The following is a 14,931-nucleotide window of genomic DNA, read 5'->3' on the forward strand; positions in this document are numbered from 1 at the left end:
CTTGATGATGTTGATCTCGAACTGGTTGGCAGCATTCACATGGCCAGTGATCGCCTCTCTACCCTACCGCCAGAGCTGCTACGCAAACTCGACAATATTGATGCTCTCATCGTGGAGGCTGATATCACCGCTGACACACCGTTGGCCAAAATCAGCCCACCGGAAAAACCGCTCAGCGCACTGCTCACCCCTTCCCACATAGCCTTGCTTAAACGCTATGCACAGGAAACGGGTATTTCAGCCGACCTGCTCAATAGCCTACACCCATGGCAAGCGGCACTGACACTGCAAGCCATGCAAGCTCAAAAAATGGGGATGAAAGCAGAATACGGTGTCGATTATCAAATTCTGCATTATGCCCGTCAGCGCGGTTTACCGATTATCGAACTGGAAGGCTCACAGGCACAAATGAATATCCTCGAAACACTTGAGGATAACGGCCTGCCACTGTTAATTGAAACGCTTGAAGAGTGGAATACTACCGCAGACACACTGCGTCAGGTTGAAGCCTTGTGGGTTACACCCAATGGCAGTGAACCGACGCTGCACAATATTCCTGATCTGGCCGATGGTCTGCACAGCCCGCTGTTGGCTGAACGAAACCAAAAATGGGCCGATAAACTCAAAGAGATGCCAGCAGGCCGCTATATGGTGGTGGTCGGTGCACTGCATCTGATAGGCAAAGACAACTTGCCACAGCTATTAAAAACGCCGTCTGCAACCAAGACCACAGAGATCACCACCGCTATCTGAATATGTTTATCTAAAAAATGCTCAAGTTGAAAATGGGTATCTTTACTCATATTTAATGATAAACCACTGATTAAACCCTATCAGCGTTACAATACTCGGGTAACAGGTCGTGTTACCCGTTTTATCACCCGCCTGCCACCGGCTATCACTTTTTCTGTCTTTTTCGGCTTCCAGTAAAAAGCCTGTATTCTCTTTTTGGCAACAGCCTTTACCGCGCAAACGTTTTCCTTTTATAATTAGCCCTGTTTTTCGCTGCAAAAAGCCATTTCTGTAACATTTTTTCTGCCATATACCCGATAAAGGTGATGAAACTATGCTAGGTACTGCGCTGCGCCCGTCAGCAACAAAAGTGATGTTGTTAGGCTGTGGAGAACTCGGAAAAGAGGTCGCTATTGAGTGTCAACGGCTCGGAATCGAAGTTATCGGCGTTGACCGTTACCCTGACGCACCGGCCATGCAAATTGCACACCGCAGCCATGTGATCAATATGCTCGATAGCAACGCCCTACGCGCCCTGATCCTGCAAGAAAAACCCGATTATGTGGTACCTGAAATAGAAGCCATTGCCACTGACGTATTACTTGAACTCGAGCAACAAGGGCAAACCGTCGTGCCCTGTGCACAGGCAGCCAGGCTGACCATGAACCGCGAAGGTATTCGCCGTTTAGCTGCCGAAACGTTGAATATTCCTACCTCGCCATACCGTTTTGCCGATAACTATACTGACTTTAGTCAGGCAGCCAGTGAAATTGGCTACCCATGTGTTGTAAAACCAGTCATGAGCTCTTCCGGAAAAGGCCAGAGTGTTCTGCGCAGTGAACACGATCTGCACAATGCATGGCAGTACGCACAAGAGGGCGGGCGCGCGGGTAAAGGCCGAGTCATCATCGAAGGGTTTGTACGTTTTGACTTTGAAATCACCCTGCTCACCGTACAGGCCGTTGACGGTATTCACTTCTGCGCCCCTATCGGCCACCGACAAGAAGAGGGTGACTACCGTGAGTCATGGCAACCACAAGCCATGAGCCAAACCGCTCTCGAACGTGCCCAACAGGTGGCAGCTCAGGTTGTAAAATCACTCGGTGGCTATGGTCTGTTCGGAGTAGAGCTGTTTATTTGTGGTGATGAGGTGCTGTTCAGTGAAGTCTCACCTCGCCCACACGATACCGGCATGGTGACACTGATATCACAAGATTTGTCTGAGTTTGCCCTGCATGTTCGCGCTTTTCTCGGCCTGCCGATAGGCAACATCACACAGCATGGCCCGTCAGCATCAGCCGTGATCCTGCCGGAACTGCACAGCACCGATCTGCGCTTTCGCGGCCTAGCACAGGCACTGGCTGCGCCGAATGTACAACTGCGTCTCTTCGGTAAACCGGAAATTGCCGGTCGCCGCCGTCTTGGTGTCACATTAAGCCGTGCCGACAACACCGAACGCGCCGTTGAAATTGCCACCCAAGCTGCGCAGCATATCCTTGTCAGTGGTTGATCACGTACTTGATATCATGCGCGTGACACAATGAGCGATAAATATTAAGCGCTAAAGCAAGCAACCCTACAATCGGGTGATATGAACAGCACGCCTCACCGCTGCGTTTACATCACCCGATAATCAATCAGCATTAGGTTTATCATGATTGGATTCATCATGAAATCCTCTTAGAATGCCCGCTTACCCTATTTTATTGCTGATACGGCATGAATAGCAGATATTCACCCGTTATTCAGGAGCACATCGGCTGTGATTACCGAATTAAAATACCTCAGCGGCTACTCTGACGATCTGAAACAGCAAGTGTCTCAGGTTATCGAAAAAGGGCAACTCGGCCACTTACTGCGCGAGCGTTACCCCGAACCACATAACATCAACAGTGACAAAGCGTTGTACCAGTACACCATGGCACTGAAAAATGACTACCTACGTAATGCTCCACCACTCAACCGCGTTTATTACGACAGCAAAATCAGCGTCATCAAACATGCGCTTGGTCTGCACACCTCTATTTCGCGTGTACAGGGAAACAAGCTCAAAGCCAAAGCAGAGATCCAGATAGCCTCACTGTTTAAAGATGCACCGGCCGATTTCTTACGCATGATAGTCACGCATGAACTTGCACATCTGCGTGAAAAAGATCACAACAAAGCCTTTTACCAACTCTGCCAACACATTGAACCCCGCTACCACCAGCTGGAGTTTGACGTTCGCCTGTACCTAACACATCTTGATCTGTTCGGAAAGATCTATTAGATCACCCAGATCTGATTGAATTATCGCCGATCTCAGGTACAGCCTTGCGGATAGGCACAACAACACAATTTTCGGGAAAACATGAAAACAGACGCAGAAATCTGTCACCACGCCACCTTAGAGCCCATTACCCAAATTGCCGAAAAAATGGGCCTCATCTCCGGCGAAATCACCACCTACGGGCGCTATAAGGCCAAAGTTGACCTCAGTGCACTACAACGTACCCAAGAGCTGCCACGTGGAAAACTGATACTGGTTACCGCCATCACCCCCACTCCGCAGGGTGAAGGCAAAACCGTCACCACCCTCGGGCTGGCACAAGGGCTGGCCGCGTTGGGGAAAAAAACCATCGCCTGTATCCGTCAGCCCTCAATGGGGCCAGTTTTTGGGATAAAAGGCGGTGCGGCAGGAGGTGGCTACAGTCAAGTTGCGCCAATGGATGAGCTCAATCTGCACCTGACCGGTGATATCCACGCCATTACTGCCGCGCATAACCTTGCCGCAGCCGCCATTGATGCACGTCTGTACCACGAAACCCGTTTGGGCCAGCATCGCTTTACCGAACGAACAGATCTCACCGCACTGGATATAGATCCCGACAATATCGTGTGGGATCGCGTGCTGGATCTCAATGATCGCACCTTGCGCACCGTACAAATCGGTATCAATCCACCAAACAGCCATGCCAACGGCATCACACGCACCAGCGGCTTTGCCATTACTGCCGCCTCTGAGCTGATGGCTATTTTGGCACTGTCACATGATCTGGCCGATATGCGCCGCCGTGTCGGGCGTATCATTCTGGCTTACTCCCGCCAGCAAAAACCCATCACCGCCGATGATCTGGGCGTTGCAGGCGCAATGAGCGTGATCATGAAATCTTGTATCGCCCCTACACTGATGCAGACCCTTGAAGGTGTACCGACACTGATCCATGCCGGCCCATTTGCTAATATCGCGCACGGAAACTCATCCATCATTGCCGATAAACTCGCACTACAACTGAGCGAATACACGGTCACCGAAGCCGGTTTTGGTTCCGACATGGGGCTGGAAAAAGCCTGCAACATCAAAGCTCAGGTAGCAGAAAAACACCCAGACTGTGTCGTACTGGTCACCACAGTGCGCGGCTTAAAAGCCCACGCCACCCATACCGAAAAAGCGCACTCTGCGCTGGAATCAGGTTTTAGCAACCTTCTGTGGCACATAAAAAACGTGCAAAAATATGGCCTACCCGTTGTTGTAGCCATTAACCGTTTTCCACATGATACCGAGGCCGAGCTCACGTGGTTGTGCCAGCAAATAGAGTCTACCGGCAGCGAAACCGCACTGAGTGATGCCTTCTCACTCGGTGGACAAGGGGCAACACAACTGGCCGAAAAAGTAATCCACGCCTGCAAACAAGTGGCTTCATTTAGCCCGTTATACTCAGTCAGCCCCGCACAACACACCACTTTGCTCGATAAATTGACCGCCGTTGCAACACGCGGCTACGGTGCAAAAGAGATGGTATTGTCAGATCTGGCCCAGCAACAGTTGCAACAAATAGAGCAACTGAATCTGCCCGAACTGTTTGTCTGTCTGGCTAAAACGCCACTCTCAATCAGCCATGAGCCAAAAGACAAAGGTGCACCACAAGGTTTCATTTTGCCAATCCGTGAAATTAAACTGTGCGCGGGGGCTGGATTTATCTATGCGTTATGCGGAAATGTGCTCACCATGCCGGGCCTACCGGAACGGCCAGCTTATCTGGGGGTTGATCTACAACCTGATGGAACAATCATTGGCTTACAGTAAATAAACAGTGATAACTCTTATTTTGCCGTTAGGGAAAAAACCTAACGGCGCTCACTGTTGCCGCCATCCATTACAGTTTAAAAATCTGCAAATTCAGGGATCGCAGGCTTACCGTGCATCTCTAAAAAATCGAGCAATTTACGGGGGGATGTATTTAATAAGCGTGTATGCGGAAAATTAGCCGCATTAATTAAACGCAGTGAGTGCTCAAAATCACCCAAACTGTAGGCAATGTGCGAGTCAGACCCCATCACCAGATAAGCACCATGCCGTTTTGCTGCATCAATAATGGCCGGACACGTCAGCTCACTGCCCTGTCGAGAGACCACGAACGATGAATTATTCACCTCAAGCGCAACCCGATACTCCGCCGCAGCCTGCACAACCTCATCAACATGAATCGGAAACTTAGGGTTTCCTGGGTGAGTAATAATCTGAACTTTTCCGCTCTTAATCGTATTAATCAAAGCCTGTGTATGCACATCTTTGTCTTGCGGGATAAAGAAGGGATCATGCAGACCGGCCTGAATCAGATCCAACACCGCCCACATCTTGTCATTACAATCAATCTCACCGGCAACATTGCGAATATTAGCCTCAATACCGCGTAAAATACCGACACCCTCAACGACACGTGGCAATACCCGTAAATTCATAAAATGCCAGTGATGCGGAGAGTCAGCCGTTTCCGGACCATGATCAGTCGTCGCAAACAGACGAATTCCCTTTAACTTAGCTTGCGCAATATAATCATGAATGGTGCTGTACGCGTGCGTACTGGCCACTGTGTGGGTATGTGTATCGACGGGGAACATCGGCAACTCCTCCCTGTTGAACGATAAACGTATTGCACCGCGTTTCGCAGTGAAAAATCGATAAGCTAAGGTAGGTTACACTGCCATTCTGCGGATAAAAAGTAAAAAGTCCCAAACAGGCTCCGCTGTTCAGGACTCTCTTTATATCCAGCCTACATACATCATCGGCATTTAACGTGAAGAGTGACCAATCATCCCGCCTACCACCGCACCACCGGCAGTACCCAAAGTACTACCGTCAGTCAACACATGGCCGACAACCGCACCGGTAGCCGCACCTATAGTGGTATTACGTTCGCGTTTTGTCATGTGATGGTGTTTTGCACAACCTGAAACCACCATAACCATGGCCAATACCGCAGCAGATAACATTACTTTTTTCATCACTTATCCCAAAAATATATAGCCAGTAAGCCATTACACAGCATAACTGTGCTGCATAATGGCGAATACTCAAAGCGGCCTATATTATGCGATAGTATGCGTATTGGATAGATGTCGTTATTTGACGACTTCACCGCTAGCAATCACGGTTTGACGCACTTTATCTGCAAATGCCATTGCTTCTTTACGCACTGCATCTTCATCTAATGTCAGCACTTTACGATCTTGCATCAACACCTTGCCATCAACAATCGTGTGGCGAACATTCGCACCATACGCACCGTAAACCAGTGCAGCAAACGGGTTATACATTGGCACCATGTTTGGCGCTTTCGTATCAACAACAATCACATCCGCCAGCTTACCGTTTTCAAGTGAACCGATTTTATCTTCCATATGCAGAGCACGTGCCGACCCCATGGTCGCCATCTCAACAACCGTCAATGGTGGCATTGCTGCACGATCTTTGGTCGCCAATTTATGTACCTTCGCAACCTGACCTAACTCATCCATTGTGGTCAGCGTATTCCCTGACATCGGGCCATCAGTCCCCAACCCAACGCGAACGCCTTTCTCCAGCATCTGAGTCACCGGAGCAACGCCTTTGGCTGACTTGATATTGGCACTCATATTGTGTGCCACACCCACATCGTACTTTTTCAGCAGATCGATATCTTTTTCATCAACCATAATCGCATGCGCAGCCAGCACTTTATTATTCAGCGCACCGATATCTGCCATATACTGCACAGGGCTTTTCCCGCCCGTACGTTTAGCAATCTCTTCCTGCTCACGATCCGTTTCGGCCAGATGAATCATCACCGGCACATCAAGCTCTTGAGACAATTTAGCAATCTTTTGCAGATGCTCGGTCGTATTGGTATACGGTGCATGCGGTGCAAAAGCCGGTGTAATACGTGGGTGATTTTTATACTGCTGAATAAAATTCACCGCATACTGAATGCCTTCATCCGCATTTTTTGCATCCGCAACCGGAAACTTAATCACAGACTCACCTAAAATGGCACGCATACCCGCTTTATCCACGGTTTTGGCCACTTCATCTTCGAAATAGTACATATCCGCATAGGTGGTCACCCCACCTTTAATCATCTCAACATTCGCCAGATTCGCGCCAACCCGCACCATATCGCGCGAAACCATCTTATTTTCCAGCGGGAAAATATAGCGGTGTAAACGGTCTGGCACATCATCAGCTAACGAACGGAATACCGTCATCGAGGCATGAGTATGAGTATTAATCAGCCCGGGCATCACAATATCGCCATCCACATCAAGCACCGTGGTTGCCTCGTACTGTTTTGCAATCTCTGGGCCGCCGACTGCCACAATTTTGTTTCCCTTCACAACCACCGTACCCTGCTCAAACACACGGTTTTCAGCATTCATGGTTAGCACAGTAGCATCCGTGATCATCAGATCTGCTTTCTCAGCAGCATAAGATGCAAATGAAACCGCCGCAGATGCAGCAGCAATAGCCAGGGCAAGAACAGATTTAGACAGCGACATGTTTACCTCAAATGAACAGGACTGTTACCGGAAACATGATACGTGCTGCACACATCGACGCAAACGATTACTAAAACAGGAACAAGATAGCGTGATCAATTTCACGCTCATGAAATAAATTCATATGCTCGGGTTAGCAGAAAAATTCAAATTAATGCCTTGAAATTCATAAACAAAAATTAGCTGATAATCACCGCATTAAAAAAACAGATCGTAACCATTACGTTCAATCAAACAGCAAACGCACCATTTTGCATAAGAGAAAGCTCGAAATATGCTGCGTTTTTAGGTAACCTTACGGCCCGCAAAACTTCTGCCGCCAATAATAGCAGCATGAAATGTGGGAGATATCTGAACATTACACCTGCAAATGTTCCGCATAAATGCGGACAAGCGCACGTTTTAGAGATCTTTAATTTGCCCTTATGATGAGCAATTCGTAGTCTGAAAAACGTTTAGCTGATCTATTTACTCATAACCCGACACATTCAATGGAATGAATAAAAGGAAATGTTACCAATGACAGAGGCTCCATCGACCTTCAGTAAGGTCCTACGAACGCTGCCAATGGCAACCTTGATGCTTTTGCTTTCAGCTTGTAGCACAACCGCCACTAAGACTCATACTGATAAGAATGCGGAAACGCACGTATCGCAAGTACAGCAAGCTTCTCAGGCTGAGTTTGAAGAGTTAGTCCGCAATACCAATGTTAAAACCCGTATTCTTGATCAATTCTCAGAATGGCGTGGTGTACGTTATCGTCTAGGCGGTAATAGCAAAAAGGGAATTGACTGTTCTGCATTCGTACAACGCACCTTCCTTGAGCAATTTGGTATCGAACTTCCGCGTTCTACCCGCGATCAACAAACAACGGGCAAATCAATCAACAAAAAACAACTTGAACCGGGCGATCTGGTTTTGTTCAACACCGGCTCGACAGGGCGTCATGTTGGCATCTATATTGGTAACAGTAAGTTCGTTCATGCATCCACCAGTTCTGGGGTTATGATCTCAAACCTCAACGATGGCTACTGGAAGAACCGTTACCGTCAGGCTCGTCGTGTGATTTCCGTTAACGAAGCGACTTAATATTGTAGATCTCGAATTGGGTCTTTAGACTTGAATTTAGTCTGTTAGAGTTAATCTTGAAAAGGTAGTTAATCTCATCAAGAAAATCCTCTTCAGCATGATCTTCAAAAGATATAGCCCGCTTTTTTCGTTATAAAATCTTATGCACATGCATGATGAGAAACTATAGCGAAAGGAGTGACTGAAATGCGTTTTATCCGCCAAGTCTGTATCGCTGCGCTGTCTGCACTTTCTGTATGCAGCGCATTTTCAGTCTATGCTGCAACACAAACACCGCACTCTCCTGCCGTAAATACCACGCATATCCAACACACTGAAAAAACAAAAAACAACACAACAAAAACGGATATTGAGAAAACACACGCCGCAAACAGTCACAGTGAAGAAAACAATACCGTCATCAGTGCAGAAATTAATGATGGCTACGCCTTTGCAGCAATAGGCTCACCAAAATATGCCTCTGAATTTACCCAGTTTGATTATGTGAATGCAGCCGCCCCTAAAGGGGGAAATGTTACCCTTCATGCTATCGGCACATTTGATAACTTTAACCGGTTTGCCCAGCGCGGAGTGGCCGCGGTAGATACCGATACCCTCTACGACACGCTATTCACCCCCTCTGCCGATGAAATAGAGAGTTACTACCCACTGATTGCCGAGGTGGCGCGTTACCCCAACAACTTCGCTTGGATGGAAGTACGCATCAACCCAAATGCTCGTTTTCATGATAATCAGCCAATTCGTGCTGAAGATGTGGTGTTCTCATTTTATAAATTCATGCAACAAGGTGTGCCACAGTTTAAAACCTACTACCAAAATGTCAGCAGTGTTGAAGCCATTTCACCACTTACTGTTCGTTTTAATTTAAAACAGCCTGATCGTGCCCTGCTGTTAAGCCTGATTGGTGGATTAAAAATTCTTCCCAAGCATTACTGGGAAAATCGTAATCTGGCCGAACCACTGACAACCCCGCCAGTCGGCAGTGGGCCTTATACCATCAGCCAATTTACCCTTGGTCAGTCAGTAACTTACCAACTACAACCCGACTACTGGGCCGCCAACCTGCCGGTGAACCGCGGACGCTTTAACTTCAATACCATTCGCTATGACTACTACCGTGATGACACAGTAGCACTCGAAGCATTCAAAGCTGGTGAATACGATTTCCGTGAAGAGAGTGTGGCAAAATACTGGGCCACCTTATATACCGGCCCTAATTTCAATAAAGGCTACATTCTGCGCGATACTATTCCCCATAAAATTCCACAGGGTATGCAAGGGCTCGTTTTTAATACGCAAAAACCCCTGTTTAGCCAGCGCAATGTACGTGAAGCCATTAACTTAGCCTTTGATTTTGAATGGCTCAATAAAACCATGTTTTACAGCCAATACAGCCGAACCCGCAGCTTTTTTCAAAACACCGCGTATGAAGCCAAAGGTTTACCGTCAGAAGATGAGCTGGCCATTCTCTCGCCGTACAGAGGCCGTGTTCCGCAAGAGATTTTCACTACCGAATACCAGCCCGTCAGCTCTGATGGCTCAGGCAATAACCGCCCTAACCTGCGCAAAGCCATGCAACTGCTCGAACAATCAGGCTGGAAAATTAATAACCGCAAACTGGTCAATACCGCAACCGGCCAGCCTTTTGAATTTGAACTGCTCACGTATAACAGCACGAACGAACGTATTGCCGCCCCGTTAAAACAAAATTTAGCGCGTTTGGGCATTACGATGAATGTCCGTGTGGTTGACACCTCACAATATATCAACCGCTTACGTAAACGTGATTTTGATATGATTGCCAGCGGATACTCTGCATCCGCCTACCCGAGCCCCGATCTTAAACTGGCATGGAATAGCAAATATATTGATTCCACCTATAACTTAGCCGGTGTCACCGACCATGTTATTGATACCTTAACGGAAGATATTGACCGTTCTCAGCGAGATCCGAAGCGTTTACTCGCATTAGGGCATGTGCTTGATCGTATCCTACAATGGAATATGTTTGTTATCCCGCAGTGGCACATGAGTAATTTTCGCGTCGCCTACTGGGATAAATTTGATAAACCTGAAATGCGGCCAGAATATGCATTGGGGTTTGATACATGGTGGGTTGATGTCAATAAAGCCATGAAACTGCCCGCACAGCGCCAATAAACCGGTGATGATGACGTCGCGTATTTTTATCACGCCTAACGATAAATAAGAATGTAGACACCTTATTGGCCGTGAATGCGGCCTGTTAGGTAGTAAATAACAAGGCAGGGAAAAGCAATATGGCAGCTTACTTATTGCGGCGATTACTGTTAATTATCCCCACGTTATGGGCGATCATTACCGTCAACTTTTTTATTGTGCAAATTGCTCCCGGTGGGCCTGTTGATCAGGCCATTGCCACTATCCAACTTCAAGATGCTGATGTCCTTGGGCGCTTTAACGGTAACGCCGGTGCTGAAGTCAAAGCCATTAAAACCAACAGTTCACAAGAGAGCGCTTATCGCGGTTCACGGGGTTTAGACCCAGAAGTGGTAGCCGCAATTAAAACACGCTTTGGTTTTGATAAACCACTGCATGAGCGCTACTTCACTATGCTGTGGGATTATCTGCGTTTTGACTTTGGAGATAGCCTATTTAAAGGTAGCTCTGTTACACAACTTATTATTGATAGATTACCTGTCTCTATCTCTATTGGTTTGTGGAGTACACTGATTATCTATTTTGTCTCAATCCCTCTAGGTATTAAAAAAGCGGTACGTCACGGTTCAGCATTTGATATTTGGAGCAGCAGTCTGGTCATTATTGGCAATGCCATTCCTGGTTTTTTGTTTGCCATTTTACTGATTGTACTCTTCGCTGGGGGCAGTTATTTTGATTGGTTTCCCCTGCGCGGATTGGTTTCACAAAACTTTGATTCGCTTTCATGGTATGGAAAAATAGCCGACTACTTCTGGCATATGGCACTCCCCATTGCTGCTACCGTTATTGGTGGTTTTGCCACGCTCACTATGCTGACTAAAAACTCATTTCTTGATGAAATTCGTAAGCAATATGTCACCACCGCACGAGCAAAAGGCTTATCAGAAAAAAAAGTACTGTATAAACATGTTTTTCGTAATGCCATGCTGCTCATTATTGCCGGTTTTCCCGCCGCATTTATCAGCATGTTTTTTACCGGATCAATGCTAATAGAAGTGATGTTTTCCCTTGAAGGTTTGGGGTTACTTGGCTTTGAAGCGACCATGCAGCGCGACTATCCGGTGATGTTTGGCACACTTTACATGTTCACATTGCTTGGTCTACTGCTGGGTATTTTAAGTGACATTACCTACACCGCTGTAGACCCTCGGATTGACTTTGAGGCGCGCAAATAATGGCACTATTTACCACGCCGGTAGCACAGCAACGCTGGCAACGTTTTTGCGCCAATAAGCGCGGTTACTGGTCGTTATGGCTGTTTATGCTGATATTTATTATTAGCCTTGGGGCTGAATTTATCGCTAACGATAAACCGCTGTTGGTTTACTATCACGGGGATCTGTATACCCCGGTATTTTCCAATTATACCGAAACCACCTTTGGCGGTGATTTTGAAACAGAAACAGATTACCGTGACCCCTACATTAGTGAAAAAATAGAACAACATGGCTGGATGCTGTGGCCACTAATTCGTTTTAGCTACAACACCATCAATTATAACCTGCAAACGGCTGCACCTTCTGCGCCAACCAATATCAACTGGTTAGGCACTGATGATAAAGGGCGTGATGTTCTTGCTCGTTTAATTTATGGCTTGCGAATTTCAATCTTATTTGGGTTCTCATTAACCTTTCTTTCAAGCATTATTGGTATTATTGCCGGTGCGGTACAAGGCTATTATGGCGGGAAAATAGACTTACTCGGGCAGCGTTTTATTGAGGTTTGGTCAGGCATGCCAACCCTCTTTTTGCTGATTATTTTATCCAGCATTGTTGAACCCAATTTTTGGTGGCTGCTTGGTATTACCGTACTGTTTGGTTGGATGAGCCTTGTCGGGGTTATTCGAGCCGAGTTTTTACGGGCCAGAAATTTTGACTATATCCGCGCAGCACATGCAATGGGTATCCCCGATCATCTGATTATGTGGCGACATATTTTACCTAATGCCATGGTAGCCACACTGACATTTCTGCCCTTTATTCTCAGCAGCTCTGTCACCACGCTGACTTCGCTCGATTTTCTTGGCTTTGGTTTACCTTTAGGTTCTCCCTCTTTAGGTGAGTTATTAGCGCAAGGTAAAGCTAACTTACAAGCCCCATGGCTTGGGATCTCCGCTTTTGTGGTGTTATCCCTGTTACTCTCTTTACTGGTCTTTATTGGTGAAGCATTGCGCGATGCCTATGACCCTCAAAAGGCGTATTGATGATGGATAACTGCAGCCACATAACGCACACGAATCAATCACCGGCCAATTCTCCCCTCATTGAGATCCGCAATCTGCATATCAATGTCAGGCAGGGAAAAACCGATACCACGCTGGTGCAGGATATCTCGCTCACCATTATGCGCGGGGAAACACTGGCTCTCGTCGGTGAAAGTGGATCGGGAAAATCTGTTACCGCCCTCTCCATTTTGCAACTGCATCCAGAGAGTGTGCACTATCCAAAAGGTGATATTACCTATGCCGGTAATAATCTGCTGCACAGCACCGAGCAACAATTGCGCGGGCTTCGGGGCAATAAAATTGGCATGATATTCCAAGAACCCATGGTTTCGCTCAATCCGCTGCATACGGTACAGCAACAGTTAGCTGAGTCACTCGATATTCATCAAGGCATCAGTGGCACACAGGCTGATACACTGATTTTGGCATGGTTACACAAAGTCGGCATCCGGCATCCGGAGAAAAAGCTATCGGCATTCCCCCACCAACTTTCAGGTGGTGAACGTCAGCGTATTATGATTGCGATGGCGCTAATTAATGAACCCGATCTGCTGATTGCCGATGAGCCAACCACCGCACTCGATGTCTCGGTACAGGCACAGATCCTGACCTTGCTAAAACAGTTACAACGCGATCTCAATATGGCGATGCTGTTTATCACACATGATCTCAATATCGTAAAATCATTAGCAAACCGTGTTGCTGTCATGCGCCACGGGCAGATAGTAGAAACCGCAACCACAGCAGCACTGTTTTCTACCCCCACACACCCCTATACCCAGCAATTAATTAATGCCGAACCACGCGGAAAACCTACTCCACTCGCCTTACATAGCCCTGAACTGCTGCGAGTTACCGATTTACGAGTTTGGTTTCCAATAAAAAAAGGCTTTTTCAAACGCACTGTTGATCATGTCAAAGCGGTAAATAACGTGAGCTTTACCCTGCGCAAAGGTGAAAGCTTAGGGTTAGTTGGAGAGAGTGGATCTGGCAAAAGTACCTGTGGCCTCGCCCTATTACGCCTGATTGACGCACAAGGCAATATTGAGTTTGCTGATCATGCACTCAATACGTTTAACCGCAAACAGATGCTGCCTTACCGTTCACGTATTCAAATAATCTTTCAAGACCCATTTTCAGCACTCAGCCCACGTATGCCAGTGGGTGAAATTATTGCTGAAGGATTTAAACTGCACGCCAACCCCAGCCCTCAAACCTGTGAAGCCAGTGTCATCGCGATTATGCAAGAGGTAGGCTTAGACCCAGCAACCCGCCACCGCTATGCTTTTGAGTTTTCCGGCGGACAACGCCAGCGGATAGCTATTGCCCGAGCCTTAATTCTCAAGCCTGAGCTACTGATTTTAGATGAACCCACCTCATCGCTCGACCGAACAGTACAAGCCCAGATCCTTGATCTGCTAAAACAGCTGCAACATACCCACTCACTCTCTTATCTTTTTATCAGCCACGATTTAGCCGTGGTAAGAGCGCTTTGCCACCGAGTTTTGGTACTTAAAGAGGGAAGTGTTATCGAAGAGGGTGAAACTGAAGCTTTGTTTACTCATCCTCAACAGCCCTATACCCAAATGCTGATTCAGGCAGCCCACCGCACTACTCTCTGAGCGGAAGAGAGAAACAGAGGGTAAATACCCTCTGATACTCAGGGAATTTTGTTTATTTTTAAAAGCTGTTAAAGATTTCACACTATTTTGTAGCTATCCCATTCAAAAGCCCTTCGCACAAGAGTAGACTTAATTATGTTGCTAAAATGCAACGCAATTATCGTGAACCGGAGGAACTTATGACCCCATTACCCGCTTATCATCGCAGCCGTCCTACCGCTTCACGCGTGCGTCATGGTTTTGTCCACCCGCCAAAAGCAAATTCAGCCG

The 14,931-nt window shown here is 47.2% G+C and carries 13 protein-coding genes; 9 read left to right on the forward strand and 4 right to left on the reverse strand.

The features are described from left to right. The coding region (locus tag ACRC27_RS05315) for a TraB/GumN family protein (RefSeq protein ID WP_438639366.1) at positions 1-753 on the forward strand (753 nt) is incomplete at its 5' end. A 42-nt stretch (positions 754-795) separates the two neighbouring features. On the opposite strand, the gene ACRC27_RS05320 is transcribed toward ACRC27_RS05315, so the two are convergent. After that, positions 796-972: a hypothetical protein gene (locus ACRC27_RS05320; RefSeq protein WP_438639367.1), complete on the reverse strand. Its 177-nt coding sequence runs from the start codon at positions 970-972 to the stop codon at positions 796-798. Positions 973-1,066: 94 nt separating this feature from the next. Between ACRC27_RS05320 and purT the strand changes: the two genes are divergently transcribed. The 3 genes from purT to ACRC27_RS05335 all read left to right on the forward strand — a co-directional run bounded on the left by purT (position 1,067) and on the right by ACRC27_RS05335 (position 4,798). Continuing rightward, positions 1,067-2,242 (forward strand): formate-dependent phosphoribosylglycinamide formyltransferase, encoded by a 1,176-nt coding sequence (purT, locus tag ACRC27_RS05325; protein ID WP_438621908.1) that lies wholly within the window; start codon positions 1,067-1,069, stop codon positions 2,240-2,242. A 255-nt stretch (positions 2,243-2,497) separates the two neighbouring features. Then, positions 2,498-3,001, forward strand: a complete 504-nt coding sequence (locus tag ACRC27_RS05330) for a YgjP-like metallopeptidase domain-containing protein (RefSeq protein ID WP_438621953.1) — start codon at positions 2,498-2,500, stop codon at positions 2,999-3,001. An 81-nt stretch (positions 3,002-3,082) separates the two neighbouring features. Beyond that, entirely contained in the window at positions 3,083-4,798 is a 1,716-nt protein-coding gene (locus ACRC27_RS05335; protein WP_438639368.1) for a formate--tetrahydrofolate ligase, read from the forward strand. A 77-nt stretch (positions 4,799-4,875) separates the two neighbouring features. Here ACRC27_RS05335 and ACRC27_RS05340 read toward each other — a convergent pair whose 3' ends face one another. The 3 genes from ACRC27_RS05340 to ACRC27_RS05350 form a co-directional block, all read right to left on the reverse strand. Then, on the reverse strand, positions 4,876-5,613 hold the full coding sequence (locus ACRC27_RS05340; RefSeq protein ID WP_438621910.1) for a phosphatase: 738 nt from the start codon (positions 5,611-5,613) through the stop codon (positions 4,876-4,878). A gap of 171 nt (positions 5,614-5,784) precedes the next feature. Beyond that, positions 5,785-5,961 carry a glycine zipper 2TM domain-containing protein gene (locus tag ACRC27_RS05345; RefSeq protein WP_438621954.1) on the reverse strand — a complete coding sequence of 59 codons (177 nt, stop codon included), beginning with the start codon at positions 5,959-5,961 and terminating at the stop codon, positions 5,785-5,787. Between the two features lie 153 nt (positions 5,962-6,114). Next, positions 6,115-7,527: an amidohydrolase gene (locus ACRC27_RS05350; RefSeq protein ID WP_438630254.1), complete on the reverse strand. Its 1,413-nt coding sequence runs from the start codon at positions 7,525-7,527 to the stop codon at positions 6,115-6,117. Positions 7,528-8,046: 519 nt separating this feature from the next. Between ACRC27_RS05350 and mepS the strand changes: the two genes are divergently transcribed. The 5 genes from mepS to ACRC27_RS05375 all read left to right on the forward strand — a co-directional run bounded on the left by mepS (position 8,047) and on the right by ACRC27_RS05375 (position 14,661). After that, positions 8,047-8,616, forward strand: coding sequence for a bifunctional murein DD-endopeptidase/murein LD-carboxypeptidase (gene mepS, locus ACRC27_RS05355; protein ID WP_438621912.1), 570 nt, complete (start codon positions 8,047-8,049; stop codon positions 8,614-8,616). Between the two features lie 186 nt (positions 8,617-8,802). Continuing rightward, positions 8,803-10,776: an extracellular solute-binding protein gene (locus ACRC27_RS05360; RefSeq protein WP_438621913.1), complete on the forward strand. Its 1,974-nt coding sequence runs from the start codon at positions 8,803-8,805 to the stop codon at positions 10,774-10,776. Between the two features lie 119 nt (positions 10,777-10,895). Further along, the gene (locus ACRC27_RS05365) at positions 10,896-11,990 is read left to right on the forward strand and encodes a microcin C ABC transporter permease YejB (RefSeq protein ID WP_438634061.1); all 1,095 of its coding nucleotides are present in this window, start codon (positions 10,896-10,898) and stop codon (positions 11,988-11,990) included. Next, a complete protein-coding gene (locus tag ACRC27_RS05370; RefSeq protein ID WP_438621915.1) occupies positions 11,990-13,018 on the forward strand; it encodes an ABC transporter permease in 1,029 nt (342 codons plus the stop codon). Before ACRC27_RS05365 ends, ACRC27_RS05370 begins: the two co-directional genes overlap by 1 nt. Before the next feature lie 2 nt (positions 13,019-13,020). Continuing rightward, a complete protein-coding gene (locus ACRC27_RS05375) occupies positions 13,021-14,661 on the forward strand; it encodes an ABC transporter ATP-binding protein (protein ID WP_438639369.1) in 1,641 nt (546 codons plus the stop codon). Positions 14,662-14,931 lie beyond the last annotated feature (270 nt).

It is taken from the genome of Plesiomonas sp. (genome assembly GCF_051650925.1).
GTDB lineage: Bacteria > Pseudomonadota > Gammaproteobacteria > Enterobacterales > CAMTGL01 > Plesiomonas.

Bases quoted from the DNA above. Each gene is read 5' to 3' on its own strand.
- purT (WP_438621908.1), top strand. From the start codon at position 1,067: ATGCTAGGTACTGCGCTGCGCCCGTCAGCAACAAAAGTGATGTTGTTA.
- ACRC27_RS05335 (WP_438639368.1), top strand. From the start codon at position 3,083: ATGAAAACAGACGCAGAAATCTGTCACCACGCCACCTTAGAGCCCATT.
- ACRC27_RS05340 (WP_438621910.1), bottom strand. From the start codon at position 5,613: ATGTTCCCCGTCGATACACATACCCACACAGTGGCCAGTACGCACGCG.
- ACRC27_RS05345 (WP_438621954.1), bottom strand. From the start codon at position 5,961: ATGGTTATGGTGGTTTCAGGTTGTGCAAAACACCATCACATGACAAAA.
- ACRC27_RS05350 (WP_438630254.1), bottom strand. From the start codon at position 7,527: ATGTCGCTGTCTAAATCTGTTCTTGCCCTGGCTATTGCTGCTGCATCT.
- mepS (WP_438621912.1), top strand. From the start codon at position 8,047: ATGACAGAGGCTCCATCGACCTTCAGTAAGGTCCTACGAACGCTGCCA.
- ACRC27_RS05360 (WP_438621913.1), top strand. From the start codon at position 8,803: ATGCGTTTTATCCGCCAAGTCTGTATCGCTGCGCTGTCTGCACTTTCT.
- ACRC27_RS05365 (WP_438634061.1), top strand. From the start codon at position 10,896: ATGGCAGCTTACTTATTGCGGCGATTACTGTTAATTATCCCCACGTTA.
- ACRC27_RS05370 (WP_438621915.1), top strand. From the start codon at position 11,990: ATGGCACTATTTACCACGCCGGTAGCACAGCAACGCTGGCAACGTTTT.
- ACRC27_RS05375 (WP_438639369.1), top strand. From the start codon at position 13,021: ATGGATAACTGCAGCCACATAACGCACACGAATCAATCACCGGCCAAT.